The sequence below is a fragment of the Amycolatopsis sp. NPDC101161 genome (genome assembly GCF_044768185.1).
In the GTDB taxonomy this organism is placed as follows: Bacteria; Actinomycetota; Actinomycetes; order Mycobacteriales; family Pseudonocardiaceae; genus Amycolatopsis.
The window spans coordinates 1,535,243-1,561,735 of record NZ_JBIWPI010000001.1 but is presented as its reverse complement, the minus strand read 5'-3'; the positions used below and the strand labels follow the sequence as shown (position 1 = coordinate 1,561,735).

The following is a 26,493-nucleotide window of genomic DNA, read 5'->3' as shown; positions in this document are numbered from 1 at the left end:
TCATGACCGTCCTCCCTTTCCGCGCTCGCACCTCGGATAACCGGCCACGCGCCGGCCAACCGGACCGCTACCCGAGTGAGTGACACCTCAGCCCAGCCGCGGCACATCGTTCGGGAACGAAACCGGTAGCTCGTACAACCCACGCGCCGTCCGCGCGCCACCCAGCCAGCCGTGGAAGTAGATGTGCCCGTCCACGACGTCGGCGCCGCCCGGGGCGTCCACCTTGCCGCCGAGCAGCTCCGTCGACAGGAACTGGGCGTCGGCCTTCACGAACGGGCCGGTCACCGTCGGCGCCGACGCGTAACACGTGTGGTAGCCCGAACTCTGGAACGTGTCCGCCGAATAGAACAGCAGAAACCGGCTGGCGGTCTTCACCACCGACGGCGCCTCGACGACCGCCTTCTCCGCGTTCAGGTCGGCGCGCAGCAGTTCCGTGCGCGGGCCGGTGAACGTGCGCCCGTCGGCTTCGACCTTCTGCGTCCAGATCGCCGCCGGCGCGCCGGTCGCCCCGCCGTCGCTCTTGTAGAGCAGGTAACGGGTTCCGTCCGCGTCGAGGAACGTCTGCGGGTCGATGTCGCCGTGGTCCTCGGGCACGCAGATCAGCGGCTGGTCGCCGGCCGGAGTGAACGGCCCGGCCGCCTTCGACGCCGTCGCGGCACCGACGCACATCTCCCCGCCCGCCGTCTTCGCGCCCGAGAAGTACATGATGAAGGTGCCGTCCGGCAGCTGGGTGACGTCCGGCGCCCAGAACCCGCCGTCCGGTTTGGCCCACGCGGGAACGGCGCCGAGCGCGTCGCCGGTGATGCGCCACGGTCCTTCCGGCGCCGGCGCGGTCGCCACCGGGACCCGGCCCGAACCGGTGCTCGTCGAGAACGCGAAGTAGCCGCCCGGCGTCTTCACGACGTCCGGGTCGGGGAAGTCCTGGTTGATCAGCAGCCGTGGTTCACTGGCGGCCGACGCCGCCGGGCAGACCGCGAACGCGGCCACCAGCGCGAGTACGGGAGCGAGCGTCAGATACCGGTTGCGCATAGGCGATTCTGCTTACCGTCCAAGGGTTTCGGCAATGACAGGCGGACGCGGTCACCGGGAAGCGTGGACTTGCCCGCGCGCCCGGATCGGGTGGATTCGACCGGCCACCGCCGGGTAGCCGCCGTCGCATGCACGCACCGAAAAGCCGTGGCGCCCACAGCGCCGGCCACGCCGTCGGGGAAGCCGAAGGAGCGGCCACGCGCCAGGAAAACCCCTGGGCAGACCGGGAAAGCCGCTCGATCGCCGGTCGCCGTTCTTCGCCGGGCTGACCGCCGCGGCCGGGGTGGCCGTCACGGTCGCGATCGTCGAGGTCGTGCTCGCGGCGTCCGACGTGCTGCTGCTGATCGGCATCGCGTTCTTCATCGCGGTCGGGCTGGAACCGGTGACCGCCCGGCTCGCCCGCCGGATGCCCCGCGCGCTCGCCGCCGGCCTGGTCGTCGTGACCGGGCTGGCCTTCTTCGCCGCCGCGGCCGTTCCGCTTTCCGACCAGGTCGGGCAGCTGCAGGACGGCGCGCCGCACCACCTGGCGCTGCTGCGCGACCCGGGGACGCTCGTCGGCCGCGCCAACGAGGTGTTCGAGCTCGAAGCCGCCCTCCGCGGCATCGGTCGCGCCGGCCGCGCGTGATCCTGATCGGCGACGCCGTGTTCCGGAGGTCGGGGCTTACCTGGTCGGCAACGTCGTGGTGTCGCTGATCGCGGGTGTCCTGACGTTCGCCTGGCTGTGGGGTTTCGGCGTGCCCTACCCGCTGGTGCTCGCCCTGCTCGTCGCCGTCCTCGACCTGGTCCCGGTCGCGGGCCGTGCGGATTCCCGCGCTGGTCACGGTTGTCGCGGTGCTGATCGGCTTCGAGCTGCTCAGCGTGGTCGGCGCGTTCGTGGCGGTGCCCGTCGCGGCGGCCGTCCTCCTGGTGGTGCGGGAGGTGGCCGTGCACCGGCTCGACCGGACGTGAAGCCGCCGCGCGGGGGGCAACCGCGCGGCGGCTTCGACCTGGACCGGTCAGTTGTCCTGCACGGTCCCGCCGTCGGAGATCGCGCCACTGGCGCAGTTGAACGGGGTCTCGCCCTCGGCGTCGTGCTCGCCCGGGGAGAGAACCGGCACGCCGATGCCGTCGGCGACGTGCTGGACCGGCACCTGGACGCCGAGCACGTTGACGTTGTCGTCGCAGACGCCGCCGACCGCGTTCAGGTTGTGCACCGCGTCGAGGTTCTGCACGTTGCCGAGGCCGACCTGGTCGCTGTGGTCGATCGGGTGCCCGCCGACGGTGATGCCGGTCGCGGACGCGGATCCGCCGAGCACCGCCATCCCGGCGGCGAGAGCGGTGGCGACGAAGCCGAGCTGCTTGATCACTTGAAAGAACTCCTTATGCGACCCACCGGACCGTCCGGTGGGGGATCGGGGAAGGGAACCGGGCCCGGCTTCGGTTCGCCGGGCCGCGGCAAGTCGGTTAGGGTGCGGTTCACGCCGGGTGGGACCGGCGCACTTTCTCCAGGTCGTGACCGGTCCCACCCGTGCCGGCGACGTCCGGCGTCGCGGCGGGCCCGGGACGCGGAACCGGAGTGTGCAGCTCGCTCCGCGTTCCGGGCCCGCGCCACGACGAGGACGCGAATCGCCGGATTCCCGTGCCGGCCGCCGGCTTCCGCACACACAGCGGGTGGCGGCGGCACGGAAACTCAGTTGCCCTGGCTCGTTCCGCCGTCGGTCACCGCGCTCGAGGCGCAGTTGTACGGCCCGTCGCCCTCGGCGGAGTTCTCGCCCGGCGACAGGATCGGGACGCCGATGCCGTTGAGCGAGTCGCGGATCGGGACCTGGACGCCGAGGACGTTGACGTCGTTGCCGCACAGGCCCGGCGTGACGTCCACGTTGTGCAGCACGTCGGTGTTGTTCAGGTTGACGAGGCCGACCTGGCCCATCTGGTCGTAGCCGCCGTGGTGGTGGCCGTGGTGGCCGTGGCCGTCCGGGGTGCCGGCGGCGGCGACGCCACCGGCCAGGAAAGCGCCCGCCGCGGCGGCGGCCGTGACGAAGCCGAGCTTCTTCAGCATGGGATTTCTCCTCGATTGACGATTGCGTCGGATGGGGCGGCAGCGAAGGTGTGTTCTCCGCCCTGTGTGAGGGAAACGTACTGACGCAGCGGCAGCGGTTCCACTCGATGCCACCATCGTGTGGGTGCCGCAAGCCCCTGACCGGCCTAGTAGTGATCCGAATGGGTTAAGCGGATCTGTTTCCCCGCAACTGTTTGCCGACCATGGTGCCGCCGCATCGCTTGTACGGCAATGGGTATCCCGGGCACGCCGAAGAGCCCTGCGCCGCTTTCCGGGCGGCGCAGGGCTGACGTTCTTCGGTTTCTAGCCGGGCCAAGCCTCCGCTTCGGCGGTGAGTGCCGTCGTCACGTCGATTTCGCCGGACCGCACCCGCCACGCGAGTGAGCCGGGACGCGGTTCGAGGAGGTGCCAGCCGGTGACGTCTTCGTCGGTGTAGCAAGGGTTTTCGTCGTCACCGATGCCGAGCGCGGCGAAGTACTGGCGGGCGGGCCACGTTTCGGGAACCCAGGCACGGGCCCAGCGCACGACGATGCGTGCGAGGTCGTTGCGGCCGTCCGCCGGGTGGATCAGGCGGTCGCCGGTCGTGCAGATCAAACGTGCCGAAAAGGTCGCCCCCACCGGGGCGACCACGAGCTGACTTTTCATTACTCCCCCGAGCCCACGGACGTGGACGGTGTTTCGCGATGCGGATGCGCGTGTGCGCGAGAAAAAGGGGAAGGACAGCCGGCGGCGGACGCACGCGTCCTTCCACGGCTCCGGCTTGAACCGAGAGCCATCTTACAAAAGCCGTACGGGCACCGGAAACCGGGTCGTGTCGCCCGTTCCCGTGACAGCGGGTGTGAAGGTGAGGGGCCGGGGTACGCGGCCGGTGATCGTCCGCTCGAACGGAAGGAACCGAAATGAACCGAACAGCACGAAACGTCCTGGCCGCCACCGCCGCGGCGGTGGCCATCGCGATGACCGGGGCAGTCCCGGCCTCGGCGGCGCCGGTTTCGCCGGTGGCTTCCCAGGCCGACGCTGGGACCGACCACGACGACAACGGGTTGTGGGGCCTGCTCGGGCTGGCCGGGTTGCTGGGCTTGGCCGGGTTGGCGCGACGCGGGCCGAAGACCGGGGCCATGGCGGGGTATCCCGCCGCGGGACGGACTCCGCGCGCCGGCGAGGCACCGCCGGTCAACACGTACCCGCCCGCCGAAGCACGCCACAACCCGCCTGGCGCTTGAGGTTCGGGCCGAGACCCGGGAGACGGAGCTTCGAAGCGGGGTTCGCCGGAGAGGTGAGTCCTGCGTGTTTCCCGAGGTCTCGGCCATGCCTGGCCAAGCCCACCGGCGCACGCGACCACCGAACCACGCCGCACCCCGCCCGGTTCCCCAGGACTGGGCCGAAACCCACCGGCCGGCCCGGCGCCGCCAAGCGCGCCGGGACGGCCGGGTGCGTCGGAACTCCTCTCCCGCACCGCTTCCGGTGCCCGAGCTCCCCAGGCGCGCCGCACTTGCCCCATCCTCTCTCCCGCACAGAACGTCCCGGCGCCGACGGCACCGGGACGTTCCGCGTTTTTCTCCGAATGGCGCCTTTGTGTCAGGTCTCGGCACCGAGGAAGCCGCCGGAAGACCGGAAACCGGAGCCGGCGGCCGCCACCCAGATTAGCGAGGCACTCAGCGCGCAAGAAGTGCTTTTGCGTCGTACCCTTCTTAAGAGTGGCTTTCCAGCCGTAGGCAAATGCGCTTGGTTACCCATTAATTCCCCCGACAAACGTCACGTCCGAGTGAAACTCGCGTGCCACGCGAGAACCACTCCAGTCATACCTTCCGTGAAGAAACCCGGGCCATTTCAGCCGTTCATCGTAATCGAGCCTCACCAACGAGTGATGCGATCACGTCAGGTAACCAGCGCACGGAATTGCCGACGATCGGCTTCACGCGAACTCGATGTTTGTTCCGCAGATCCCCGACCCCCTGTGCACCGAGCGGAATCGCCGCGTCCGCCGAGGTCAGCGGATCCGCTCGCGGTAATCGCGTCCGGAGATCACGATGATCTCCAGTCGGTATCGGAATTCCGGAGGAGTACGACATGAAAAGTGCACTGGCCCGTGCGGTCACGGTTTTCCTCACCGCGACGGCGGTGACCCTGACCGGAGTGGGCGTGGCGTCGGCGGGCGGACCCGGCGGCAGCGGCTCGTCGAGCACGACGAGCGCGGCGGCCCAAGTCCAGTCCCTGCGCGACCAGCTGGTCTCGCGCGCGGACGGCGGCGACGTCGCCGGCACGCGCGTCACCCTGACCGACCTCGATCCGGTGCTCACGGATCTGGCCCAGGGCAACCGTTACACCATCCAGGCCGACACCCGCGACAAGGCGGCCACGGCCCGGCAACAGAACACCGAAGCGCGCGACGGCGTCGACCGGCTGGCCGCGGACCTGAAGGCCCGCCAGAGCCTCCCGCCGGTTTCCGCGCTGCTCAACGCGCTGCTGCAACGGCTCCTGATCTCGCTGTCTTCGCTGGTGAACGACCTTCTCGGCGGGCTGCCCGTCCCGATCGGCTAGGGACCGGTCGGAGACCCCGGACGGACAGCCGGCGATGGCCCGGTGCGGCTGACCTCACCGCACCGGGCTTTCGTCGTGGACAAGGAGAAAGCCCGGTGCGGATCCGCACCGGGCTTTCGCGCGAACACCGCTATTCGTAGACGACGTACGCGGGCACCGGGCTCAGCGCCAGCACCTCCGCCGGGGTCATCAGGGCCGCGCCGCGGCGGGTGTCCTCGTCGAAGAACAGCTTGAACCCGGGCCGCACGTGCTCCGGCCGGGTCGTCATGAGCGTCTTCCACGTCGCCTTCTTGGCCGCCGCCGAACCGATGCCATCGACGACCTTCACCGGCGCGACGCCGGGGTGCGCGTGCAAGAGCTCTTCGTCGCGCACCACCGACGACGCCACCTGGTGGTACACCATGACCTTGGCGGGCAAGCGGTGCGCTTCGGCGAGGCCGCCGAGGTAGCGCGCGACGCCGTCGAGCTCGTCCCCGGTCGTGCGGCCGAACTTCTTCCCCGGCACCACCCCCGGCTCGACGGCCCACTCGGGGTCGAGCGCGACACCGACGTCCGGCTCGGTCAGCCAGCGTTCGTACGCCTGCACCTCGGGCAGGAAGTCGGCGCGGCCGGGCTGGATGTTCAGCAGCAGCAGGCCGTTCAGGGCGCGCGCGGCGTCGAGGTAGTCCCGCACCGTCCCCTCCGCGCAGCGGCTGCGGTACATGCCGTCGTCGCCGGGCGAGCGGTGCACGGTGGTCGCGATCAGCTCGACGACCGGGGTGATCGGCCGGCCCGCCGGGAAGGCGCGGATCCGCTGGCGCAGCTCGCGGCTCGCCGCCGTCAGATCGCCCGTCATCCGGCCGAGCGCTGGGGACCCCGGTGCGCCGCAGAAGCCGACGAGCAGGCCGTTTTCCAGGGGGTTCGGCGGTGGTGCCGGCGGGGCCGGCGTCGCCGTGACGGGCACGGCGAGGGCTCGGCCGGACCGGCGCGCGCCGCACGCGGTCGCCGCGAGACCGGCCAGAGCGACGGTGAGGACCAGGCGTCGATCGAGGATGCGTCCGGCGGCGGACGCCGTTTTCGGGGCCATCGCAGGGAAATACCCGCGATGATCTTCGCGCAAACGCCGGGCGCGACGATCACCGCATCGTGCCGGGAGCCGTTCCGCGGCCGGGCCCGCTGCCTGCGGAAACGTGGATTTCCGGCCTGTGGCGGGGAAATCCGCGCTCACCCGACCCGGTGGGCCGGGCCGCGCCGCGGCGGCCACGGCTCCACACTTCCCGCATGCGTAGCCTTTTCCGCCTCGGCGCGGGGTTCGCCGCCGTGGCCGCCGTGACGGCGTGCGGCGGTCCGGCACCCGCCGGGACCCCGGCGCCCCGCCCGGCGCCCGCCGCCGCCACGCCCACCCGCGTCACGCCCGCGTCCGCGCGGCAGGCCGGGGCCGACGAGCTCGGGCGGGTGCCGATCCTGATGTACCACCGGATCGCCGGGCACCCGCGGTCGGTGTACGACCGCACGCCCGCCGACTTCACCGCGGAGCTCGAGCGGCTGGCGGCGGAGGACTACGTCCCGGTGACGACGGCCGAGCTGGTGTCCCGCCGGCTCGACCTCCCGGCCGGCGCGCACCCGGTGGTGCTGACCTTCGACGACGGCGACCCGAGCACGTTCGCCCTGACGCCGCAAGGACAGCCGGCGGCGGGCACGGCGATCCGGATGCTGTTCGACGTCGCGGCGAAGCACCGCCGGTTCCGCCCGGTGGCGAGCCTGTACGTCAACGAGCACCCGTTCGGCGCGCCGGACGACGGGCCGGCGCTGCGCTGGCTGGCCGCGCACGGCTTCGAGATCGGCAACCACACGCGCCACCACACGAACCTGCGCACGGCGTCGGAGAGCGAGGTGACGACGGCGATCACGGAGGAGGACGCGGCGATCCGCGCGACGGGCTACCAGCCGCGGACGTTGGCGCTGCCGTACGGGACGCACCCGCGGCGCGCGGAGTCGGCGTTGCGGGGACCGGGTTACTCCTACGAGGGCGTGCTTCTGGTGGGTGCGGGGCCGGCGCCGTCGCCGTGTTCGGCGGCCTTCGATCCCGGGGCGATCCCGCGGATCCGGTCGCAGTCGAGCGGCGCGGAGGCGGAGTACGGCTCGTCGCACTGGCTCGACGTGCTGGCATCGCCGCACGGCCACCGGTACACGTCCGACGGAGACCCGTCGACGGTGGCGTACCCCCGATCGGAGACGGCCCCGGCCCCGGCGTGCGCGAGCGTGGGCCTTGCCTACTGAACCGGCGCGCGTCGATTGGCTGCCGCAGCCGAGGCCCCGGCCTCGGGCGGTCCAGCAGGTGGAGGAGGAACCGGCGGCCGGGGTGCCGCGCCCCCGCCGCCGGCTGCGTTTGCGGCGCGCGGGGGCGGGTGCGGTTCCCCGGCCGCGGTCGCCGCAAGGAAGCGCGGCCGGGGTCGCACGAACGGGCTTCACGACCGAACCGCCGCATGCGTCCTTGACCGCACCGGCCGAACCATCGCGCCTGCAAGCACAAGCGCGCCCCGCGCAGGCGCCCTCGATCGCACCATTGCGCCCACAAGCGAGCCCGGCAACCGAACCACCTCCCCTGAACCTGGCCCCGCTCGCCCGACCGCGCACCCCACAAGCACCACCGATCCCGGCGACTCCGCACCCGACCACGACAGCCGAGCCGACTCCAGCGGCAGTACAACCCGCCGCCCCGGTGGCCGATCCCGCCGGCCCTCCGAACCCCGCACCCACCGAACCCCCGCCACCCATCATCTGGCCATCAGATCCGGACCCCGCGCCACCCACGACCGCCGTTCTCCCACTGGCGACCGAACCCCGTCGCACCACCGAGGAAAGCACCGCCGACAACCTCCTGGAGTCGCCAGCCGCGCCGCCATCACCAGCAGCCTGGTGGCCCCCGGCAGTCCTGGTCTTCGCCATCGCCCTGGCGGTCGCCCTCCTTCTCCTCCCCCGCGCCGCCGAACCGCGGCGCCTGAGCGGCACCCCCACTCCAGTGACCCCCACTGCGCCCATCACCACCCGCGCACCGGAACCCGCCGCTCTTCCCGACGGCCCGCCCGTCACCCCCACCGGCGCCGAGACCTGGCACATCGTCCCCGGTCCGCGCACCCTCGCCGGTACCGGCCCTCGGGACCTCACCTACACCGTCGAAATCGAGGACGGCGTCGACGCCCCCGGGTTCGGCGGACAAGTGGACGCCATCCTCGCCGACCGGCGTGGCTGGATCGGCCAGGGCCGCGTCACCTTCCGGCGGGAAATCGCGCCCGACGCGCGTCCGGACGTGCGGATCAGCCTCACCACCCCCGGCACCAGCCGCGCGCTGTGCGGGTTCGCCATCCCCTACGACTCCTCCTGCCACGTCGCCCACCGGATCGTCGTCAACCTCGCGCGGTGGGTCCGCGGCGCGCACTCCTTCGGCGGTGACCTCACCGGTTACCGCACCTATGCCGTCAACCACGAAATGGGTCACGTCCTCGGCTACGGGCACGTCGGCTGCCCGGCGCCGGGTGCCCCCGCGCCCGTCATGATGCAGCAGACCTTCGGCCTCTCGAACACCTACCTCGCGGAGCTGAACCGCGCCGAGCCCGGGGCCGCCAGGCGAGTCGAGCCGGACGGTGCCGTCTGCCGGCCCAACCCGTGGGTCGGCTGAGGCGGCGACCCACGGTCGCACCTCGTCAACCGGACGAGTCACGGCCGATCTCGAAAGGGTTCCTCCGCGGCCGTCGCCCACCACCGCCCGCAGGGCCGTCGTTGGGCCAGACGGACCACACCCCGGGCAGCGCGAGTGAAGCTCCTTGTCCCCCCGGATCTTCCGCCACTAGCGTCGACGGGGAGGGGACGACACCGGGCTGTCCGGAGAGTTCCTTGCACACCAAGGAAAAACGCGAACGAGGAGTTTCTCGATGACGGCTCTCGACCAGCCCGTGACCCGCACCGCGTACCAGCAGTCGGTCGCCGACTACTGGAACGCGGAGAAGGACCCGGTGAACCTCCGGCTGGGCGATGTCGACGGTCTCTACCACCACCACTACGGCCTCGGCGACTACGACCCGGCCGTGCTCGAAGTCCCGGAGCCCCAGCGCGACCAGGCGATCATCGCCGAGATGCACCGGCTCGAGACCGCGCAGGCCGACGTCCTCCTCGACCACCTCGGCCCGATCGGGCCCGCCGACCGGCTGCTCGACGCCGGCTGCGGCCGGGGCGGCACGAGCGTCATGGCCCACCAGCGCTTCGGCTGCCAGGTCGACGGGATCTCCATCTCCGAGCAGCAGGTCGCGTTCGCCAACGAGCACGTGCGGCAGCGCGGGATCGACGGCTCGGTCCGCTACCACCTGCGCAACATGCTCGACACCGGCTTCGAATCCGGGGTGTTCCAAGGGATCTGGAACAACGAGAGCACGATGTACGTCGACCTGCACGAGCTGTTCGCCGAGCACGCGCGGCAGCTGAAGCCCGGCGGCCGGTACGTGACGATCACCGGGTGCTACAACGACGTCACCGGCGGCCGGTCGCGGGCGGTGAGCCAGATCGACCAGCACTACATCTGCAACATCCACGCCCGCGGCGACTACTTCAAGGCGTTGTCGGACAACGGGTTCGTGCCGATCAACGTCGTCGACCTGACGGCCGCGACGATCCCGTACTGGGAGCTGCGGGAGCAGTCGTCGGTCGCCACCGGCGTCGAGAAGCCGTTCCTGACCGCCTACCGCGAGGGCAGCTTCCACTACCTGCTCATCGCCGCCGACCGCGTCTGAGGCGTCCGGCGACGAGGGAGAGCACCATGACGACCGGCACCGAGTGTCCACAATGGACGAGCGGGGGTACCGCGAGCCTGCTCGCGGGCCCGTTCGGCATCGGCACCGCGGCGGCCCGGATCGCGACGCAGTTCGCGCCGGCGCCCGGGCAGGACCCGGCCTACGCCCATCTGCCGTGGGGAGACGGCAGCGGTCCGCCGTTGTACTGCCCGGTCGCCGGCCGCGTCGACGACGCCCTCGCCGGGGAGGTCGACCGGCGGCTGGTCGCCTGGGCCGAGGAGTGCGGGTTCACCGGCGCGGGCCTCGACCAGATCGCCCACGCCGGCTTCGGCAGGCTGGCGATGCTCGCCCACCCCGACTGCGACGACCCGGACCGGCTGCTCGTCGCGGCGCAGCTGAACGCGGTCTGGTGGGCGGCCGACGACTACTACGCCGACGACAGCACGCTGGGCGCGGCGCCGACCGAACTGCCGCCACGCCTGGCGCTCGTCATGGCGGCCATGGACCCGGTCGCGCCGGCCGGGGAGTTCTCGGCGCCCCTCGAAGAAGCGCTGCGGGCGGACCCGATCCTCGTCGGGCTGCACTCGGCGGTCGGTCACCTGGGGCAGCACGGCTCCCCCGTGCTGGTCCAGCGGGTCTGCTACGCGACGTTCTCGATGTTCGTCAGCTGGGACGCCTACGCGGCGTGGCGCCACACCGGGCGATACCCACCGGCGTGGGAGTACCTGGCGGCCCGCCAGCACGACAGCTTCTACACGTCGATGACCCTCGTCGACGCCGTCGGCGGCTACGAGCTGGCCGCGCCGTTCTACTACGACCCGCGCGTGCGGGAGGCGATGATGCGGGCCGGAACGGCGTCGGTGCTGGTCAACGACCTGCACTCGGTGGCCAAGGACGCGGCCGACGAGAAGCCGGTCTGCAACATGGTCCTGCAGATCGCCGCCGACCGGGGGTGCTCGGTCGAGGAGGCGGTCGAAGCGACCGTCGAGCTGCACAACAAGATCGTCCACGAGTTCGAGGACGGCCACCGGGAGCTGATGGCGGTCCCGTCGCCGGAGCTGCAGCGGTTCCTCGTGGGCGTCCGTTCCTGGATGGGCGGCGGCTTCACCTGGCACGCCACCAACCCCCGTTACCGATCTTGACCTACGAATCGATTGGGTGGTTTTCGCTGTGACCGTCACCGACCCGGTGGACACCGACCAGGCACCACTGAGCCTCGGCCGGGCCGCGGCCCGCACCCTGGCCACCACGACCAAGTCGGTCCCCCAGATGCAAGGCATCTCCTCCCGCTGGCTGCTCAAGATCCTCCCCTGGGTCGAAGTCTCCGGAGGCGCCTACCGCGTCAACCGCCGCCTCTCCTACTCCGTCGGCGACGGCCGCGTCACCTTCACCACCACCGGCACCGACGTCCGCGTCATCCCACCCGAACTCGGCGAACTCGCCCCCCTACGCGGCTACGACGACGAAGACGTCCTCACCGAACTCGCCGCCCGCTTCACCCAGCACACCTACCACCCCGGCGACGCCCTCGTCGAATTCGGCTCCCCCGCCGACCAGGTCTTCCTCATCGCCCACGGCAAAATCACCAAAGCCGGCACCGGCGCCTACGGCGACCAAACCGTCCTCGGCACCCTCGCCGACGGCGACTACTTCGGCGACCACACCCTCATCCAGCGCGACGGGATCTGGGAATTCACCGCCAAAGCCGTCACCACCTGCACCGTCCTGACCCTCCCCCGCCCCGCCTTCGACGACGTCCTCGCCCGCTCCGAGACCCTGCAGGCCCACCTCGACGCCTACGTCGCCGGCGGCGCGTCCGCGCGTAACGATCACGGCGAAGCGGAAATCTCCCTCGCCTCCGGCCACGACGGCGAACCCACCCTGCCCGGCACCTTCGTCGACTACGACGCCCAACCGCGGGAATACGAACTCTCCGTCGCCCAAACCGTCCTACGCGTCCACTCGCGGGTGGCCGACCTCTACAACCAGCCGATGAACCAGATCGAACAACAACTCCGGCTGACGGTGGAGGCGTTGCGGGAACGCCAGGAACACGAACTGATCAACAACCCCGGGTTCGGGCTGCTGCACAACGCCGACTTCGCCCAGCGCATCCCCACCCGCACCGGCCCACCCACCCCCGACGACCTCGACGAACTGCTCGCCCTGGTCTGGAAGGACCCGGCGGTGTTCCTGGCCCATCCCAAGACGATCGCCGCGTTCGGCCGGGAGTGCACCAAAGCCGGGCTGTATCCCGACGCGGTCGACCTCGGCGGGCACCACGTCCCGGCCTGGCGGGGGGTGCCGATCCTGCCGTGCAACAAGATCCCCGTCTCCGACACCCGCACCAGCTCCATCCTGCTCATGCGCACCGGCGAACAGGCCCAGGGCGTGGTCGGGCTGCACCAGACCGGACTGCCGGACGAGTACCAGCCGGGGCTGAACGTGCGGTTCATGGGCATCAGCGAACAAGCGATCATTTCTTATCTGGTGTCGGCGTACTACTCGGCGGCGGTGCTGGTGCCGGACGCGTTGGCGGTGCTGGAAAGCGTCGAACTCGGCCGGGAAGGCTGAGACCCGTGACGGTGACGGAGGAAACGGCGTCCCTGCAGCTGTCGCTGAGCGTCACGGCCGCGCGGACGCTGACCACCACGACCAAAACCCCGCCGCAGATGCGCGGCATCACCACCCGCTGGCTGCTCACCCAGCTGCCCTGGGTCGACGTCCCCGCCGGCAGCTACCGCGTCAACCGCCGCCTCACCTACACCGTCGGCGACGGCAAAGTCTCCTTCTACACCACCGGCGCCCGCGTCCACGTCGTCCCCGCCGAACTCACCGAACTCGAACTCCTGCGCGGCTTCGGCGACGAAACAGCACTCGGAGCGCTGGCCGACGCCTTCGAGCAACGCGAATACGAACCCGGCTCGACGATCGTCGACGCCGGCACCCCGCTGGACACGTTGTTCCTGCTCGCGCACGGCAAAGTCACCCAGCACGGCCGCGGCGAATACGGCGACGACGTCACCCTCGGCACGATCACCGACGGCGACCACTTCGGCGCCGAACTCCTCGCCCGCGACGACGCCACCTGGCCCTTCACCGCCCGCGCCGCCACCCGCGTCATCGCGCTCGTCCTGCCCGCCGACGCCTACGCCCGCCTCAACGGCCGATCGGAGTCGCTCCGCAGCCACGTCGCCGAAGCCATCGGACGGCCCCGCAAACCCCAGAACGCCAAGGGCGAAGCGAGCATCGACCTGTCCGCCGGGCACGACGGCGAACCGATCCTCTCCGGCACCTACGTCGACTACGACCCATCACCACGCGAGTACGACCTCGCCGTCGCGCAAACCGTGCTGCGGGTCCACAACCGCGTCGCCGACCTCTACAACAACCCGATGAACCAGCTCGAACAACAGCTGCGGCTCACCGTGGAAGCGTTACGGGAACGGCAAGAACACGAACTGGTCAACAACACCGACTTCGGACTGCTGCACAACGTCGACCTCAAACACCGCCTCACCACCCGCACCGGGCCACCCACCCCACTGGACCTCGACGACCTGCTCTGCCGACGCCGCAAGACGAAGTTCTTCCTCGCCCACCCCCGCGCGATCGCCGCGTTCGGCCGCGAATGCACCCGCGCCCGCGTCTACCCCGACACCACCCTCCTCGACGGCAAACGCGTCATCGCCTGGCGAGGGGTACCGATCCTGCCGTGCGACAAGATCCCGATCACCGACACCGGCACCACGTCGATCCTCGCGATGCGCACCGGCGAAGACGACGCCGGCGTCATCGGCCTGCGCCCCAAGGAGCTCCCCGACCAGTACCAGCCCGGGCTCAACGTCCGGTTCATGGGCATCAACGACCGGGCCGTGACGTCGTACCTGGTCAGTGCCTACCACTCGGCCGCCGTGCTGGTGCCGGACGCGCTCGGCGTCCTGGATCACGTGGAAACGGGTTACTGACTTGCGTCTGATGCAAGTATCAATTGTCAAAGTTGCGTGGCACGACTACCGCCGTGGCTCCTAACTTCGGAAGCGTCAACGAGTTCCCCGAAGAAGGAGCAGCACCATGCACGTGTTCGTCACCGGCGCGACGGGGTGGATCGGCACCGCCGTCGTCGACGAACTGCTCGGCGCCGGGCACGAGGTCACCGGCCTCGCCCGCTCGGACGCCGCGGCCCTCACGCTCGCCAAGAAGGGCGCCCGGGTCCGCCGCGGCGACCTCGACGACCTCGACGGCCTCCGCGACGGCGCGATCGACGCCCACGCCGTCGTCCACCTGGGCAACAAGCACGACTGGGCGAACCCGGCCGAGAACAACCGGACCGAACGCGCCGCCATCGAGGCGATGGCCGGCGCGCTCGCGGGCACCGACCGGCCGTTCCTGCTCGCCGGCGCGCTCGCGGGCCTGGTCCAGGGCCGGCCCGCGCTCGAAACCGACGTCTCCCCCGCGGTCGGCCCGGACTCGATGCGCGGCGGCGGCGAAAACCTCGCGCTCGAGTACGTCGAGAAGGGCGTCCGGGTGGTCAGCGTCCGCTTCGCGTCGTCGGTGCACGGCGTCGGCGACCACGGGTTCCTGGCCTCCATCACGGCGGCGGCCCGCCGGCACGGCGTGTCCGCGTACGTCGGCGACGGTGCCGCGGCCTGGTCGGCGGTCCACCGCCCGGCCGCGGCCCGGCTCGTCCGGCTCGGCCTCGAGGCCGCCCCGGCGGGCGCGCGCCTGCACGCGGTCGCCGAGGAAGCCGTCACGACGCACGAGATCGCCGAGGCGATCGGGCGCACGCTCGACCTGCCGGTGGCCTCGGTCGCGCCGGAGGATGCGGCAGAGCACTTCGGGTTCGTCGGCCGGTTCTTCGCGACGGACATGTCCGCGTCGAGCGCCCGCACCCGCGAGCTGCTCGGCTGGACGCCGTCCGGGCCGACGCTGGTCGAGGACATCGAGGCGGGTGCGTACGCGTGAACGCGACGGTAACCGCCTTCATGCTGGTCAAGACCACGCCCGAATGGCTGGCCATGACGGTCGAGCAGCGGATCGAGGCCTTCCGCACCGAGATCGTCCCCGCGGTCGAGGAGAAGACCAAAGGCGTCCGGTCGCGCTTCTACGACACCGAGTTCTACTCGGCGCGCGTGACCGACGTCTGGGTGTGGGAGGCCGTCGACCACGAGGCTTACCAGCTCCTGGTCGAAGCCCTGCGCGAAACCCCCTTCTGGGACCGCTGGTTCGAGGTCGCCGAGATCCTGGTCGGGGTCGAGAACGGGTACGCCAGGAACTACGGCGTCGACGCGGTCGCCAGCATCACCTCCTAGAGCACGAAACCCGTCGGGAAGGGGTCATCGGGATCGAGCAGGTAGGTGGCGGTCCCGGTGATCCACGCCCGGCCCGAGAACTCGGGGATCACCGCCGGGACGCCGCCCACCTCCGTCTCGCCCACCAGTTCGCCGGTGAACGTCGTGCCGATGAACGAGCTGTTCTCGAACGGCGTGTGCAGCGGCAGCTCGCCCCGCGCGTGCAGCTGGGCCATCCGGGCGGAGGTGCCCGTCCCGCACGGCGAGCGGTCGAACCACCCGGGGTGGATGGCCATCGCGTTCTGCGATCTGCGCGCGTCCGAGCCGGGCGCGAGGAACTGGACGTGCTTGCAGCCGCCGATCAGCGGGTCGGCCGGGTGCTTCGGCGGCCGCTGGTCGTTGATCGCGGCCATGATCTCCAGGCCCGCACCCAGAATGCGGTCCTTTTCGGACCGTTCGAACGGGATGTCCACTTGGGACAGTTCGAGGATGGCGTAGAAGTTGCCGCCGTAGGCCAGGTCGTAGCGGACCTCGCCGAGCCCGGGCACGTCCACGAGCGCGTCGCGCTCGGCGAGGAACGACGCCACGTTCCGCAGCTTGACCCGTTCGGCGCGCCCGTCGCGGACCGTGACCTCCGCGTGCACGAGCCCGGCCGGGGTGTCCAGGCGCACCACGGTCGTCGGCTCGGTCACCTCGACCATGCCCGTCTCGACCAGCACCGTCGCGACGCCGATCGTGCCGTGGCCGCACATCGGCAGGCAGCCGGACACCTCGATGTACACGACGCCCCAGTCGGCGTCGTCGCGGCAGGGCGGCTGCAGGATCGCGCCGCTCATCGCCGAGTGCCCGCGCGGCTCGTGCATCAGGAACTGCCGGAGGTGGTCGAGGTGCGCCATGAAGTACCGGCGGCGCTCGGCCATCGTGTCCCCGGGGATCGGGCCGACGCCGCCGGTCACCACCCGGGTCGGCATGCCCTCGGTGTGCGAGTCGACCGCCGTGATCGCGCGTGAAGACCGCACCTACGCCACCCCCAGCGCGGCCAGCGCCCGGCCCATGTCGGCGCGGACCTGCTCGCGGTGGACATCGGAGAGCGGCCCTCGTGGTGGCCGGCACGGCCCGCCGTAGCGGCCCACCATGTCCATCCCGAGCTTGATGGCCTGGACGAACTCGGTGCGCGAGTCCCAGCGGAACGCGGCCACCAGGGGCTCGTAGAGGGCGCGGGCTTCGTCGAGCTTGCCCGCCGTGGCCAGCTCGAACAGGCGCGCCGACTCGGCCGGGAACACGTTGGGGAACCCGGCGAACCAGCCGGTCGCGCCCATCAGCAGGCTTTCCACGACGACGTCGTCGGCGCCGCTGATCACGGCGAGCCCCGGCGCCCGTTCGCGGATTTCGAGCACGCGCCGGACGTCGCCGGAGAACTCTTTGACGGCGACGACGTTGTCGATCTGCGCGATTTCGGCGAGGAGGTCGGGCGTGAGGTCGACCTTCGTGTCGAAGGGGTTGTTGTAGACCATCACCGGCAGCCCGACCGACGCGACGGCTTCGAAGTGGGCGAGTACCTCGCCGCGGTTGGCGCGGTAGAGCGTCGGGGGGAGGCAGAGGACGCCGTGCGCGCCGTCCTCGGCCGCCGCCTCGGCCCAGTACTTGGCCTGGTGCGCGCCGGGTCCGTGGACGCCGACGACGACGATCCCGTCGCTTCCGACGGCCTCGATCGCGGTGCGGGCGACGCGGCGGCGTTCGTCGTCGGTGAGCGAGGAGTATTCGCCGAGGGAGCCGTTCGGGCCGACGCCGCGGCAGCCGTTCCCGACGAGCCAGCGGCAGTGTTCGGCGTAGGCGTCGTAGTCGACGGCCAGCCCGGCGGGGGCGGCGTCGTCGGTCTTGTACGGCAGCGCGGCGGCGACGACCACACCGCCGAGATCGCGAGTGCTCATGACTCTCCTTCGGGTGCGGCGAGCTCGCCCAGGCGGATCGGCTGGGCGATCGGTCGGTGGTGGCGATCGGCGCCGCCGCAGAGCTCGGCGACGGTGGGGCCGCACATCCGGCCCTGGCACGGCCCGAGGCTGGCGCGGGTGCCGAGCTTGAGCGCGTGCGGTCCCGGCATGACGGGGTCGGCGACGGCTTTCTTCAGCCGGCCGTAGGTGGTTTCTTCACAGCGGCAGACGATCGTGTCGTCGCGCAGCCAGCCCCGCCAGGCGGCGCCGATCGGGTGGGCGGTGTTCAGCCGGCGCGCGAACGCCCGGGCGCGGTCACGTTTGCGGAGCAGGTCGCGGCTCGCGGTGCCTCCGGCGGCGGTACACCCGGCGATGGCGCCTTCTGCGCGTGCGGCGTCCGCTCCGCCGATCCCGGTGACCTCTCCCGCGGCGAAAACGTTTGCGACGCTGGTGCGCTGGTCGCCGTCGACGCGGACGAAGCCGTCGTCGAGCACGCAGCCGGCGGCGACGGCCAGCTCGGGTTGCGGCACGAAGCCGTGCCCGACGCAGACGGCGTCGACGGCGTGGGTGCGTTCGGTGCCGGGGACGACCGACCAGTCCGCGCGGACGCGGGCGGTGACGACTTCGCGGACCCGGTCGTCCCCGTGGGCTTCGACCACGACGCGGCCGAAGCAGTAGGGGACGCGGTGGCGGGCGAGGGTGGCGGCATACCGGGCGAGTTCGGCGGCTTTGCCGGGGTGGACCTTCCCGGACCATCCTTTGAGGACGGTCACGGCGGTGTTGGCTTCGAGGACGGCGACGACATCGGAGCCGACGGCCAGCAGCGATTCGGCGACGGGCAGCAGGAAGGGCCCGGCCCCGGCGACGAGAACGCGCTTGCCGACGGCGACCCGTTCTCCCTTGGCGAGGGCTTGGGCGGCGCCCGCGGTGTAGACCCCGGGCAGCTGCCAGCCGGGGAACGGGAGGACGCGATCGTGCGCGCCGGTGGCGAGGACGAGGGCATCGGGTTCGAGGGTGTGCTTCTGCCGGGCGGAGCCGTCGGCCGGGCCGCGCAGGATGTGGATCCGGAGGGCGGGTGGCGGTCCGCCCGGGCTGGGGCTGCCGACCCGGGCCGCCGCCGCGCCGGTGCCGCCGGGACCGGCAGCCGCCGAGCCAGCACCGCCAGGCCCGACAGCCGCCACACCGGCACCGCCGACACCGCCGACACCGACAGCCACCGAGGCAGCACCGCCAGGCCCGACAGCCGCCACACCGGCACCGCCGACACCGACAGCCACCGAGGCAGCACCGCCAGGCCCGACAGCCGCCACACCGGCACCGCTGAGGCCGGGATCGCCAATCCCAGCGCTGCCAGGCCCGGGATCGCCGGTCCCGGCGGCCGCGCCAGCGGTGGGGCCCAACTCGGCACCGCCGACCTCGCCGCCGCCCGGGGCTGCGGCTGTGGCTTCGATGGCCCACACCGTGCTCTCCGGCCACCACTCGCAGCGGCTCAGCACTTCCCCGAAACCGGGCGGGTCCGGGTGGAACTTCCGGTGGTACTGCCCGCCCGGCGCGTCCGACTGGTCCACGACCGTCACCTCGGCCCCGGCCCTCAGGGCGTGCTCGGCGGCCGCCAGTCCGGCGGGGCCCGCGCCGATGATCACCACCCGCCTCATGCTTCCTCCTGCCGGGACTGGGTGCGGATCTCGTCGCCGTCGGCGGCTCGGCGGCGGCACGCGCGGACGTCGGGCACTCCGTTCACCGTCACCAGGCAGTCGAAGCACGCTCCGATCCCGCAGAACACCCCGCGCGGCGCGCCGGATCGCGTGGTGCGCCACGACGTTCGCCCGGCCGCCAGCAACATCCCGGCCACCGTCTGCCCCGCGATGCCCGCCAGCGGCTCGCCGTCGACGCTGATCTCGATCACGCCACCACCGCCGGACGGTCCACCGTGAACTCCTCCACCGGCATCGACAGCGGGGACCCGGTCAGCAGTTCACGCAGCAGCCGAGCCGTGCCGACGCTCAGGCCGATGCCCGCGCCTTCGTGTCCCGTTGCGTGCCAAAGGTTCCCGAGCCGTGGGTCCTCGCCGAGGACCGGGAGGTGATCGTCCACATAGGGCCGGAAGCCGCCGTACGCGCGCATCACCGCGGCGTCCGCCAGCGACGGGAACAACCGCAGCGCCTTGACCGCGATCGCGCTCAGCACCGACGGCACGATCGTGTCGTCGAACCCCACGCGGCGGCGCGACGAGCCGATCAGGACCGTGCCGCCCCGCGTCGACTCGACGACAGCCGACGTCTGCAGCTCGCCGTCGCCGGACCCGACCGCGCCCACGTAGTCGGCGTCGTACACCTTGTGCCGGACCACGCCGGGCATCGGCGTCGTCACCAGCACCTCGCCGCGGCGGGGCCGGACCGCGATCGGCGCCCCCAGGCGCGCCGAGACCTCGCCCGCCCACGGGCCGGCCGCGTTCACGACGACGTCCGCCTCGAGGACCTCGCCGGGCACGCGGACCCCGGTGATCCGGTCGCCGCGCACGACCGCGCCGGTGACCTCGGTGCCGGTGCGCAGGCGAGCGCCGTGCGCGAGGGCCGAGCCGAGCAGGGCGAGAGTCGCGCCGGCCGGCTGGACCTGCGCGTCCTCCGGGTAGCGGACGGCGGCCGTCACCGCGCGGGTCAATGACGGTTCGGCCGCGAAAAGGTCCACTGTGGATAGTTCTTCGACCAGCACCCCCGCCGAGGCCTGCGAAGCCGCAAACGCCTTGAGTGCCTTCGCACCGGCTTCGGTCGTGGCCACGACGATGCCGCCCTTCGGGTCGAACTCGCAGCCTTCGCCGAGTTCGGCCGCGATCTCCGGCCACAGCCGCGCCGAGAGCTGCGCGAGCCGGAGCTCCGCGCCAGGACCCTTGTCCGAGACGAGCAGATTGCCTTCGCCATGCGAAGTGGTGCCGCCCGCAGGCCGGCCGCGGTCGACGACTACGATGCCGAACCCGGCGAGGCTCAGCTCCCGGGCGCACGCCGCCCCGACGACACCGGCCCCGATCACCACCACCCGCGTTCGGTTCATCGACCCTCCGGTGTTCGGTAAAGCGAACGATCGGAGGTTAGGTCTCCGGGGCCGCGGGTGTCAACGGGTGCGGCCGCCCGTCGAGCCGTTCGCCGTCGCGGTACTGCAGCAGCAGCACCGAGTGCACGGGCGCCGCCAGCGCCGTGTAGCTGTGCGGCTCGCGGGCGTCGAAAGCGACGTAGTCCCCGGGTCCGAGGTCGACGGTCCGGCCGGCGACCTCCACGCGCAGCCCGCCGGTCTGCACGACGGTGTGCTCGACCCCGACGTGCCCCTGCGACCGCTGCGGCGCGTCGCCGCGGACGACTTGGTCGTAGACCTCGAAAACGCTGTTCCCGTCCTCGATCCGGCGCAGCGGCCGCAGGTCGACGCCCTCGCCGCGGAGCACCTCCACGTCGGCGGCGCGCACGACGGTCAGGCCGCCGCGGGGCCGGTGGTCGAGCAGGTCGGAGATGGCGACTTCGAGGGCGCGGGACAGGCTGAAGACGGTCTCGATGGTCGGGTTGCCGGTGCCCGCTTCCAGCTGCGAGAGGGTCGCCTTGCCGATGCCCGACCTCCGCGACAGCTCGGACAGCGACAGGCCCCGGGCGGCCCGCGCGGCGCGCAGGTTGACGGCGAGCATGTCCCGGATCGACGGCTCGGTCGCGGTCGTCCCGCCGTTCGGTAAAGCGTCCATCGAGCGTCGTCTCCGTTCGGTTTGCCGATCGCGGCCCATGATGCCACGCCGGGCCGCCGTGCCAGAATGGGCGCGCACCGATCACCACCCTGGGGGAACGCTTCCGTGGACATCTCGTCGTCGTTCGTCTACACGCCGGAAATGGCGAAGCAGTCGTTCCGCGCCTGCCACCCGAAAGCCCCGGTCGCCCGCTGGCTGCCGGCCGGGATCTACGTGGTGCTCGGGATCCTGGCGCTGACCGAAGCTCTCCAGGGCGCGGAGCCGGACCCGGTCGGGCTCGTCGTCGGCGTCGTGGTCCTGCTGCTCGGCCTCGGCTGGCCGGTCTTCTACGCGCGGCGCGTCGCCCGGGCGCTGCGGCCCTTCGCCGAGCCCGGGACGACCCGGCTCGAGCTGACCGACGCGGGGTACGCGGCCGAGGCTCCCGGGCGGGCGGTCAGCCGGCTGTGGCCGACGTTCAAGAGCGTCGCGCTGGTGCGGGGGTTCTGGGTGCTGAGGACGGAGTCCGAGGGCACGCTCGCGTTCCCGGCGAGCGTGCTCGACGCCGCGCAGAACGAAGTGTTCCGCGCGGTCATGCGGGAAAAGGGCCTGCTGAAGCGTTAACAGCCGAGCCAGCCGCGGTAAGCCGCCAAGTCGACGTTGCTGCCGCAGACGATGGTGGCCACGTGCCGCCCGGCGAAGCGGTCGCGGTCTTCGAGGACCGCCGCCAGGCCGAGCGCCGCCGACGGCTCGACGACGAGACCCGCCTGCTCCAGGAACAGCCGCAGGCCCGCGATGATCGACGTCTCCCGCACCAAGACCGCGTCGTCGGCGACCTGGAGCAGGTCGTCGAGGACCTCCGGGATGGGGAAGCGGCCAGCGACGCCGTCGGCGATCGTGTCGGCCGAGTCCGTGGTGATGACCCGGCGTTCGCGCCACGACCGCGCCATCGCCGGCGCGCGTTCGGGCTGGATGGCGATCACTTCGGTGCCGGGGGCGAGGGATTTCAGGACGTGGCCGACGCCGGTGGCGAGCGCGCCGCCGCCGAGGGCGACGAGGACGGCGTCGAAGGGGCCGGCGTCGGCCAGTTCGAGGCCGATCGTCGCCGCGCCTTCGCAGGTCTCGACGTCCAGGCTGTCCTCGACGAGCCGGACGCCCCGCCGCCGTGCCAGGTCCGCCGCACGGGAGCGGGCCGCCTCGAAGTCGCCGTCCACCAGCTCCAGCCGGGCGCCGAACGCCCGGATGCGCTCGAGCTTCGCGGCGGGCGCGAACCGCGACGCCACGACGGTCACCTCGATCCCGCGGGGCCGTCCGGACAGGGCGAGGGCCTGCCCGAGGTTGCCGGCACTGGCGCACACGGCGGCGCGCTCACCGCGTTCGGCGAGACCGTGCGTGACGAGCTCGGTGCCGCGGCCTTTGAAGCTGCGGACGGGGTTGGCGGTTTCGAGCTTGACGCTGACCCGGCAGCCGAGTTCGCGTTCAAGGGGTTCGCAGCGGTAGAGCGGGCTGTCGAGGAAGACCGGATCGATCACCCGGCGGGCGGCCCGGATCCGGTCGAGGTCGAGGCGCGTGTCCGGCACGGTTTCGAGCCTAGTCGCGGAAACGAAGCCCGCTGACCAACGCGGGTTCCCGGGTCCGGAGCGCCCAGCGGGTCAGCCGCGGGAGGGGCGCGACGGCGACCAGGAACACCAGCGCGACCAGCACCCACCCCAGCGCGCCGAGGCCGCCGACCGCGAGGGTGAACACGCCGGGCCCGACCATCTGGACCGTCGCCGTGGCCGCTTCGCTCGCCCCCTGGTACGCGCCCTTCGCCTCCTCGCGCATGAGCCGCACCGACAGTCCCCAGTTCGCGGCCACGTAGCTCAGCTCGCCGACGACGTGCAGCACCGCGGCCAGGACGACCACCGTCACCGCGCCCGCTCCCCCGCCGCCGGCGGTGGTCGCCAGGAGCAGGCAGCTCGCGGCCAGGACCACCCCGGACACCACCGCCGTCCGGGCCGCCTGGCGCGCCGTGCGGCCGAAGCGGGCGAACGGGACCTGGAACACCGCGATGCCCACCGAGCTGAGCACGACCACGACCCCGCCGAGCCCCAGCGGCAGCCGCGTCGAGCCGGACAGCCACAGCGGCAACCCGGCCGACAGCATCGCCCAGCACAGGGACAGCACCGCCGTCACGCCGGCGACGCACAGGTACGGCCGGTCGCGCAGCACCTCCCGGGCGCCCGGGCGCCGGGCCGGGCGTCCTGGAGGTGCGGGCACCAGCAGCGTCGCGCCCGCCAGGACCAGGAAGCTCAGCACGTTGCCCACGATGGCCAGGGTGTACGCCCACTTCGCGTCGGCGGTCAGGACGAGCGCCCCGAGGCCGGCGCCGGCGGCGTACCCGACGTGCTGGGCGACCCGCTGCTGCGCCAGTACGCGCAGCCGGTGCGCCGGGTCGGCGACCAGGCCGGTGACCAGCGCCGTCCGGATCGCGGTCCCGCCGGTGGCCAGCGCGGTGAACGGCACCGTCACGGCCAGGAACGAGACCGGGCCGTCGACCACCAGGTAGCCGCCCATCGCGGCGGCGCGCACGAGCGTCACCGCCACCAGCACCGCGCGGGGGCCGGCGCGGTCGGCGAACGCGCCCAGCGGCACCGCGGCGGCCATGCCCACCGCGCTCGCCACGGCCATGCCCACGCCCACCGTCACCACCGGCAGCCCGAGGATCCGGGTGAAGTAGAGCGCCCAGATCGTGAACCACAGGCCGTCGCCGAGCGCGGAGACGCCGCGGCCCCACAGGAGACTTCTCATGCACCCACCCTTCACAAGAGCCTGAATGGTAAGCACGGCAGTCATCGTTCAGCAACCCGTGAATGGTGTTAGGATTCCGGCGTGCGCGGAATGGTCGAACCGGAAAGCGCGGTCCAGGCCGCGATCGTCGGGCTGACGCGGGAGCTGTCGGATCCCGTGCGGCTCACGGCGTTGCAGCTGCTCGCGGCCGAAGGCCCGCACACGATGGTGCAGCTGGCCGACGCGCTGGGCATCACCGCGCCGCGGCTGGGCAACCACCTGGCCCGGCTGCGGGCGGCCGGGCTGGTGACGGTCGAGCACTCCGGGCGCCACGCGCTGTACCGCGTCGGCCGCGACGACCTCCTGCCGGTGCTCACCGCGCTCGCCCGCTACGGCGGCAACGACTCGGTGGCACCCCCGCGTCCGGCGGAGTCCACTGTGGACATCGCGCACACGTGCTACGACCACGCGGCCGGCCGGCTCGGCGTGGCCGTGTTCGCCATGCTGGTCGACCGCGGCGCGCTGCGGCCCCCGGACGGCTCGGCGGCCGACCTGGCCCTGGGGCGTGACGTCTCGGCGTTCCACGACCTCGGCGTCGACCCGGCCGCGGTGGACCCGGGCCGCCGCCGCTGGGCGACGGCGTGCCTCGACCGGACCAACCGCGTCCCCCACCTCGGCGGCGCCCTCGGCGGGCGGGTCCTGGACGCGCTCCTCGACGCGGAGCTCGTCCGGCGCGGGGACGCCGACCGCGAGCTCGTCGTCACGCCGCTCGGCCACCGGAAACTCGGAGCGCTGCTGCCCGGCTTCTGAACCCGCCGTATCCGGCGGCCCCCGTTCCGCCTCCTACAGACCTCGGGACTGTAACCGCGGGCGGGATCGATGCGACTCCCAAGCATCCCGAGTGGAGCGAAGGTGAATCGGATGAGCGAGCCGAGCCGCGCGCGGCGGCACCTGGTCGTCTGCTGCGACGGCACGTGGAACACGCCGGACCAGCAGCAACAGGGCCAGCCGGCCCCGTCGAACGTCGCGCGGATCCACCACGTGGTGGCCGAGCGCGACAACCAGCTGCGGTACTACCACCCCGGCGTCGGGACCGGGCCCGGCCTGCTCGACCACCTCGAAGGCGGGCTGGTCGGCAAAGGACTGTCCGAAAACATCAAGAGCGCCTACGGCTGGCTCGCCCGCACCTACGAGCCCGGCGACGCGATCCACCTGTTCGGGTTCAGCCGCGGGGCGTTCACCGTCCGCAGCCTCTCCGGGATGCTCAAGCGCTGCGGCCTGCCCGCGACGCTCAAGCAGGCGGATTCGACGAAGTTCTGGGCCGAGGTCGACCGGCTCTTCACCGACGTCTACCGGGCCGGGGCCGGCGAGGCGGCCTCACCGGTGCCGATCGAGTTCCTCGGGGTCTGGGACACCGTCGGCTCGCTCGGCATCCCCGACTGGCTCGGCCCGCTGAAGCTCGTCGAGGACCACGTCGGGCACCTCCCCCGGTTCCACGACACGAAGCTCGGCGAGCACGTCCGGCACGCCCGTCAGGCACTCGCCATCGACGAGATGCGCGGCCCGTTCATGCCGACGCTGTGGTCCGAGGTGGCCGAGGACCGCGACGTCGCGCAGGTCTGGTTCCCGGGCGACCACTGCGACGTCGGCGGCGGCCACGACCGCACCGGCCTCTCCGACGCCGCACTCCGGTGGATGATCGACCAGTGCCAGGCCGCCGTCCCGGATCTCGTCTTCGACAAGGCGATGTACGAGCAGATCGCGCCGGACGCCCAGGACGTGCTGCACAACTCGCTCCACAGCGTCTACACGGTCCTGTGCCCGGCGCCGCGGGCGTTCCCGTTCATCACCGCGGGTTCCCCCGACGTCGCGCAGTCCACTGTGGACCGGCAGACGGCACCGCCGATCACGACCGGCCCGTACCGCCCCGGAAAGCGGCTGGAGGCCGGCGCCTCCGCGACCGTCGACGTCTACGCCGGGAAGCCGTGGAACTGGACGGGCCTCTACCTCGAGCCCGGCGACTACGCGTTCAGCGCCGAAGGGAGCTGGCTGAACGGGAAGGTCGCGCACCACCCCGACGGCACCGAAACCGACGCCCGCCTGGACTTCCAGGACGTCCTGCACGCCCTGGCCACGACGTCCTCCTGGCTCCAGACCCAGCTGGCGCGCCTCAACGACGCCGACGCCCGCTCGTTCGGCGGCCGCCGCTGCGAAGACGCGAAGTGGATGGCCTTGATCGGCGCGGTGGCGGCCCCGAACCTCGACGCCCACGACGTCCAGCAGCCCTACGACGCCATCCCGATCGGCGGCGGGGTGAAGCGGTGGACCAACAGGAAACCGGGCTACTTCTACGCCTACGCCAACGACAGCTGGCTGGGCTACTCGAGCAACCGGGGTTCGCTCAGGCTGACCGTCACGCGGCTCTGACCGTCCC

General features: G+C 72.1%; 28 protein-coding genes and 2 pseudogenes. 16 read left to right on the top strand and 14 right to left on the bottom strand.

What is annotated here, in order from left to right; translation table 11 throughout:
• Positions 1–87: 87 nt before the first annotated feature.
• The gene (locus ACIRSS_RS07665) at positions 88–1,029 is read right to left on the bottom strand and encodes a glycoside hydrolase family 43 protein (RefSeq protein WP_400891828.1); all 942 of its coding nucleotides are present in this window, start codon (positions 1,027–1,029) and stop codon (positions 88–90) included.
• Positions 1,030–1,312: 283 nt separating this feature from the next.
• On the opposite strand from ACIRSS_RS07665, the gene ACIRSS_RS07660 reads away from it, so the two are divergent.
• From ACIRSS_RS07660 to ACIRSS_RS07650, 3 genes and pseudogenes are all read left to right on the top strand, one after another.
• A complete protein-coding gene (locus tag ACIRSS_RS07660; protein ID WP_400891825.1) occupies positions 1,313–1,654 on the top strand; it encodes a hypothetical protein in 342 nt (113 codons plus the stop codon).
• A 55-nt stretch (positions 1,655–1,709) separates the two neighbouring features.
• Positions 1,710–1,769, top strand: a pseudogene (locus ACIRSS_RS07655) (hypothetical protein); the annotation flags it as partial.
• A gap of 58 nt (positions 1,770–1,827) precedes the next feature.
• Positions 1,828–1,977, top strand: coding sequence for a hypothetical protein (locus ACIRSS_RS07650; RefSeq protein WP_400891822.1), 150 nt, complete (start codon positions 1,828–1,830; stop codon positions 1,975–1,977).
• 47 nt (positions 1,978–2,024) lie between these two features.
• On the opposite strand, the gene ACIRSS_RS07645 is transcribed toward ACIRSS_RS07650, so the two are convergent.
• From ACIRSS_RS07645 to ACIRSS_RS07635, 3 genes are all read right to left on the bottom strand, one after another.
• Entirely contained in the window at positions 2,025–2,375 is a 351-nt protein-coding gene (locus tag ACIRSS_RS07645) for a hypothetical protein (protein ID WP_400891820.1), read from the bottom strand.
• A 323-nt stretch (positions 2,376–2,698) separates the two neighbouring features.
• Positions 2,699–3,067, bottom strand: coding sequence for a hypothetical protein (locus tag ACIRSS_RS07640; protein WP_400891817.1), 369 nt, complete (start codon positions 3,065–3,067; stop codon positions 2,699–2,701).
• A 303-nt stretch (positions 3,068–3,370) separates the two neighbouring features.
• Entirely contained in the window at positions 3,371–3,712 is a 342-nt protein-coding gene (locus ACIRSS_RS07635; RefSeq protein WP_400891815.1) for a hypothetical protein, read from the bottom strand.
• A 254-nt stretch (positions 3,713–3,966) separates the two neighbouring features.
• On the opposite strand from ACIRSS_RS07635, the gene ACIRSS_RS07630 reads away from it, so the two are divergent.
• Positions 3,967–4,290 (top strand): WGxxGxxG family protein, encoded by a 324-nt coding sequence (locus ACIRSS_RS07630; RefSeq protein WP_400891814.1) that lies wholly within the window; start codon positions 3,967–3,969, stop codon positions 4,288–4,290.
• An 847-nt stretch (positions 4,291–5,137) separates the two neighbouring features.
• A complete protein-coding gene (locus ACIRSS_RS07625; RefSeq protein ID WP_400891812.1) occupies positions 5,138–5,608 on the top strand; it encodes a hypothetical protein in 471 nt (156 codons plus the stop codon).
• A gap of 130 nt (positions 5,609–5,738) precedes the next feature.
• Here the strand turns inward: ACIRSS_RS07625 and ACIRSS_RS07620 are convergent, their stop codons facing one another.
• Complete coding sequence (locus tag ACIRSS_RS07620) at positions 5,739–6,674, bottom strand: hypothetical protein (protein ID WP_400891809.1); 936 nt, start codon at positions 6,672–6,674, stop codon at positions 5,739–5,741.
• Positions 6,675–6,868: 194 nt separating this feature from the next.
• Here ACIRSS_RS07620 and ACIRSS_RS07615 point away from each other — a divergent pair, with 194 nt between their 5' ends.
• The 8 genes from ACIRSS_RS07615 to ACIRSS_RS07580 all read left to right on the top strand — a co-directional run bounded on the left by ACIRSS_RS07615 (position 6,869) and on the right by ACIRSS_RS07580 (position 15,683).
• Positions 6,869–7,867, top strand: a complete 999-nt coding sequence (locus ACIRSS_RS07615) for a polysaccharide deacetylase family protein (RefSeq protein ID WP_400891807.1) — start codon at positions 6,869–6,871, stop codon at positions 7,865–7,867.
• 742 nt (positions 7,868–8,609) lie between these two features.
• Positions 8,610–9,266, top strand: coding sequence for a DUF3152 domain-containing protein (locus ACIRSS_RS07610; RefSeq protein ID WP_400891804.1), 657 nt, complete (start codon positions 8,610–8,612; stop codon positions 9,264–9,266).
• A 253-nt stretch (positions 9,267–9,519) separates the two neighbouring features.
• Positions 9,520–10,371, top strand: coding sequence for a geranyl diphosphate 2-C-methyltransferase (locus ACIRSS_RS07605; RefSeq protein ID WP_400891802.1), 852 nt, complete (start codon positions 9,520–9,522; stop codon positions 10,369–10,371).
• Between the two features lie 26 nt (positions 10,372–10,397).
• Positions 10,398–11,513, top strand: a complete 1,116-nt coding sequence (locus ACIRSS_RS07600; RefSeq protein ID WP_400891800.1) for a family 2 encapsulin nanocompartment cargo protein terpene cyclase — start codon at positions 10,398–10,400, stop codon at positions 11,511–11,513.
• Positions 11,514–11,541: 28 nt separating this feature from the next.
• A complete protein-coding gene (locus ACIRSS_RS07595; protein ID WP_400891798.1) occupies positions 11,542–12,945 on the top strand; it encodes a family 2B encapsulin nanocompartment shell protein in 1,404 nt (467 codons plus the stop codon).
• 5 nt (positions 12,946–12,950) lie between these two features.
• Complete coding sequence (locus ACIRSS_RS07590) at positions 12,951–14,339, top strand: family 2B encapsulin nanocompartment shell protein (RefSeq protein ID WP_400891797.1); 1,389 nt, start codon at positions 12,951–12,953, stop codon at positions 14,337–14,339.
• 106 nt (positions 14,340–14,445) lie between these two features.
• Positions 14,446–15,336: an NAD-dependent epimerase/dehydratase family protein gene (locus ACIRSS_RS07585; RefSeq protein WP_400891795.1), complete on the top strand. Its 891-nt coding sequence runs from the start codon at positions 14,446–14,448 to the stop codon at positions 15,334–15,336.
• Positions 15,333–15,683, top strand: coding sequence for a darcynin family protein (locus ACIRSS_RS07580; protein WP_400891792.1), 351 nt, complete (start codon positions 15,333–15,335; stop codon positions 15,681–15,683). The genes ACIRSS_RS07585 and ACIRSS_RS07580 overlap by 4 nt, the downstream gene beginning before the upstream one ends.
• Here the strand turns inward: ACIRSS_RS07580 and ACIRSS_RS07575 are convergent.
• From ACIRSS_RS07575 to ACIRSS_RS07545, 7 genes and pseudogenes are all read right to left on the bottom strand, one after another.
• Positions 15,680–16,681: a proline racemase family protein gene (locus ACIRSS_RS07575; protein ID WP_400891790.1), complete on the bottom strand. Its 1,002-nt coding sequence runs from the start codon at positions 16,679–16,681 to the stop codon at positions 15,680–15,682. The two genes, ACIRSS_RS07580 and ACIRSS_RS07575, sit on opposite strands and share 4 nt — an antisense overlap.
• Complete coding sequence (locus ACIRSS_RS07570) at positions 16,682–17,593, bottom strand: dihydrodipicolinate synthase family protein (RefSeq protein WP_400891788.1); 912 nt, start codon at positions 17,591–17,593, stop codon at positions 16,682–16,684. It abuts the gene before it with no gap.
• Positions 17,590–18,774, bottom strand: a complete 1,185-nt coding sequence (locus tag ACIRSS_RS07565; protein ID WP_400893406.1) for an NAD(P)/FAD-dependent oxidoreductase — start codon at positions 18,772–18,774, stop codon at positions 17,590–17,592. Before ACIRSS_RS07565 ends, ACIRSS_RS07570 begins: the two co-directional genes overlap by 4 nt.
• A gap of 354 nt (positions 18,775–19,128) precedes the next feature.
• Positions 19,129–19,248, bottom strand: a pseudogene (locus ACIRSS_RS07560) (FAD-dependent oxidoreductase); the annotation flags it as partial.
• Positions 19,245–19,496: a (2Fe-2S)-binding protein gene (locus ACIRSS_RS07555; RefSeq protein WP_400893404.1), complete on the bottom strand. Its 252-nt coding sequence runs from the start codon at positions 19,494–19,496 to the stop codon at positions 19,245–19,247. The gene ACIRSS_RS07555 and the pseudogene ACIRSS_RS07560, both read right to left, overlap by 4 nt.
• Positions 19,496–20,641 carry an NAD(P)/FAD-dependent oxidoreductase gene (locus ACIRSS_RS07550; RefSeq protein ID WP_400891786.1) on the bottom strand — a complete coding sequence of 382 codons (1,146 nt, stop codon included), beginning with the start codon at positions 20,639–20,641 and terminating at the stop codon, positions 19,496–19,498. Before ACIRSS_RS07550 ends, ACIRSS_RS07555 begins: the two co-directional genes overlap by 1 nt.
• 37 nt (positions 20,642–20,678) lie before the next feature.
• Complete coding sequence (locus tag ACIRSS_RS07545; protein ID WP_400891783.1) at positions 20,679–21,314, bottom strand: helix-turn-helix domain-containing protein; 636 nt, start codon at positions 21,312–21,314, stop codon at positions 20,679–20,681.
• A gap of 105 nt (positions 21,315–21,419) precedes the next feature.
• Between ACIRSS_RS07545 and ACIRSS_RS07540 the strand changes: the two genes are divergently transcribed.
• On the top strand, positions 21,420–21,914 hold the full coding sequence (locus ACIRSS_RS07540; protein ID WP_400891781.1) for a hypothetical protein: 495 nt from the start codon (positions 21,420–21,422) through the stop codon (positions 21,912–21,914).
• Here the strand turns inward: ACIRSS_RS07540 and ACIRSS_RS07535 are convergent.
• Both ACIRSS_RS07535 and ACIRSS_RS07530 read right to left on the bottom strand, forming a co-directional pair.
• The gene (locus ACIRSS_RS07535; protein WP_400891778.1) at positions 21,911–22,870 is read right to left on the bottom strand and encodes a threonine/serine dehydratase; all 960 of its coding nucleotides are present in this window, start codon (positions 22,868–22,870) and stop codon (positions 21,911–21,913) included. The two genes, ACIRSS_RS07540 and ACIRSS_RS07535, sit on opposite strands and share 4 nt — an antisense overlap.
• A 10-nt stretch (positions 22,871–22,880) precedes the next feature.
• The gene (locus ACIRSS_RS07530; RefSeq protein WP_400891775.1) at positions 22,881–24,080 is read right to left on the bottom strand and encodes an MFS transporter; all 1,200 of its coding nucleotides are present in this window, start codon (positions 24,078–24,080) and stop codon (positions 22,881–22,883) included.
• Between the two features lie 90 nt (positions 24,081–24,170).
• Between ACIRSS_RS07530 and ACIRSS_RS07525 the strand changes: the two genes are divergently transcribed.
• Positions 24,171–24,869, top strand: a complete 699-nt coding sequence (locus tag ACIRSS_RS07525; protein ID WP_400893402.1) for an ArsR/SmtB family transcription factor — start codon at positions 24,171–24,173, stop codon at positions 24,867–24,869.
• A gap of 111 nt (positions 24,870–24,980) precedes the next feature.
• On the top strand, positions 24,981–26,486 hold the full coding sequence (locus ACIRSS_RS07520) for a DUF2235 domain-containing protein (RefSeq protein WP_400891773.1): 1,506 nt from the start codon (positions 24,981–24,983) through the stop codon (positions 26,484–26,486).
• Positions 26,487–26,493 lie beyond the last annotated feature (7 nt).

Excerpts from the sequence above, each read along its gene's own strand:
- ACIRSS_RS07665 (WP_400891828.1), bottom strand. The coding sequence starts at position 1,029 with ATGCGCAACCGGTATCTGACGCTCGCTCCCGTACTCGCGCTGGTGGCC.
- ACIRSS_RS07640 (WP_400891817.1), bottom strand. The coding sequence starts at position 3,067 with ATGCTGAAGAAGCTCGGCTTCGTCACGGCCGCCGCCGCGGCGGGCGCT.
- ACIRSS_RS07635 (WP_400891815.1), bottom strand. The coding sequence starts at position 3,712 with ATGAAAAGTCAGCTCGTGGTCGCCCCGGTGGGGGCGACCTTTTCGGCA.
- ACIRSS_RS07630 (WP_400891814.1), top strand. The coding sequence starts at position 3,967 with ATGAACCGAACAGCACGAAACGTCCTGGCCGCCACCGCCGCGGCGGTG.
- ACIRSS_RS07625 (WP_400891812.1), top strand. The coding sequence starts at position 5,138 with ATGAAAAGTGCACTGGCCCGTGCGGTCACGGTTTTCCTCACCGCGACG.
- ACIRSS_RS07620 (WP_400891809.1), bottom strand. The coding sequence starts at position 6,674 with ATGGCCCCGAAAACGGCGTCCGCCGCCGGACGCATCCTCGATCGACGC.
- ACIRSS_RS07615 (WP_400891807.1), top strand. The coding sequence starts at position 6,869 with ATGCGTAGCCTTTTCCGCCTCGGCGCGGGGTTCGCCGCCGTGGCCGCC.
- ACIRSS_RS07605 (WP_400891802.1), top strand. The coding sequence starts at position 9,520 with ATGACGGCTCTCGACCAGCCCGTGACCCGCACCGCGTACCAGCAGTCG.
- ACIRSS_RS07600 (WP_400891800.1), top strand. The coding sequence starts at position 10,398 with ATGACGACCGGCACCGAGTGTCCACAATGGACGAGCGGGGGTACCGCG.
- ACIRSS_RS07585 (WP_400891795.1), top strand. The coding sequence starts at position 14,446 with ATGCACGTGTTCGTCACCGGCGCGACGGGGTGGATCGGCACCGCCGTC.
- ACIRSS_RS07570 (WP_400891788.1), bottom strand. The coding sequence starts at position 17,593 with ATGAGCACTCGCGATCTCGGCGGTGTGGTCGTCGCCGCCGCGCTGCCG.
- ACIRSS_RS07550 (WP_400891786.1), bottom strand. The coding sequence starts at position 20,641 with ATGAACCGAACGCGGGTGGTGGTGATCGGGGCCGGTGTCGTCGGGGCG.
- ACIRSS_RS07545 (WP_400891783.1), bottom strand. The coding sequence starts at position 21,314 with ATGGACGCTTTACCGAACGGCGGGACGACCGCGACCGAGCCGTCGATC.
- ACIRSS_RS07530 (WP_400891775.1), bottom strand. The coding sequence starts at position 24,080 with ATGAGAAGTCTCCTGTGGGGCCGCGGCGTCTCCGCGCTCGGCGACGGC.
- ACIRSS_RS07525 (WP_400893402.1), top strand. The coding sequence starts at position 24,171 with ATGGTCGAACCGGAAAGCGCGGTCCAGGCCGCGATCGTCGGGCTGACG.
- ACIRSS_RS07520 (WP_400891773.1), top strand. The coding sequence starts at position 24,981 with ATGAGCGAGCCGAGCCGCGCGCGGCGGCACCTGGTCGTCTGCTGCGAC.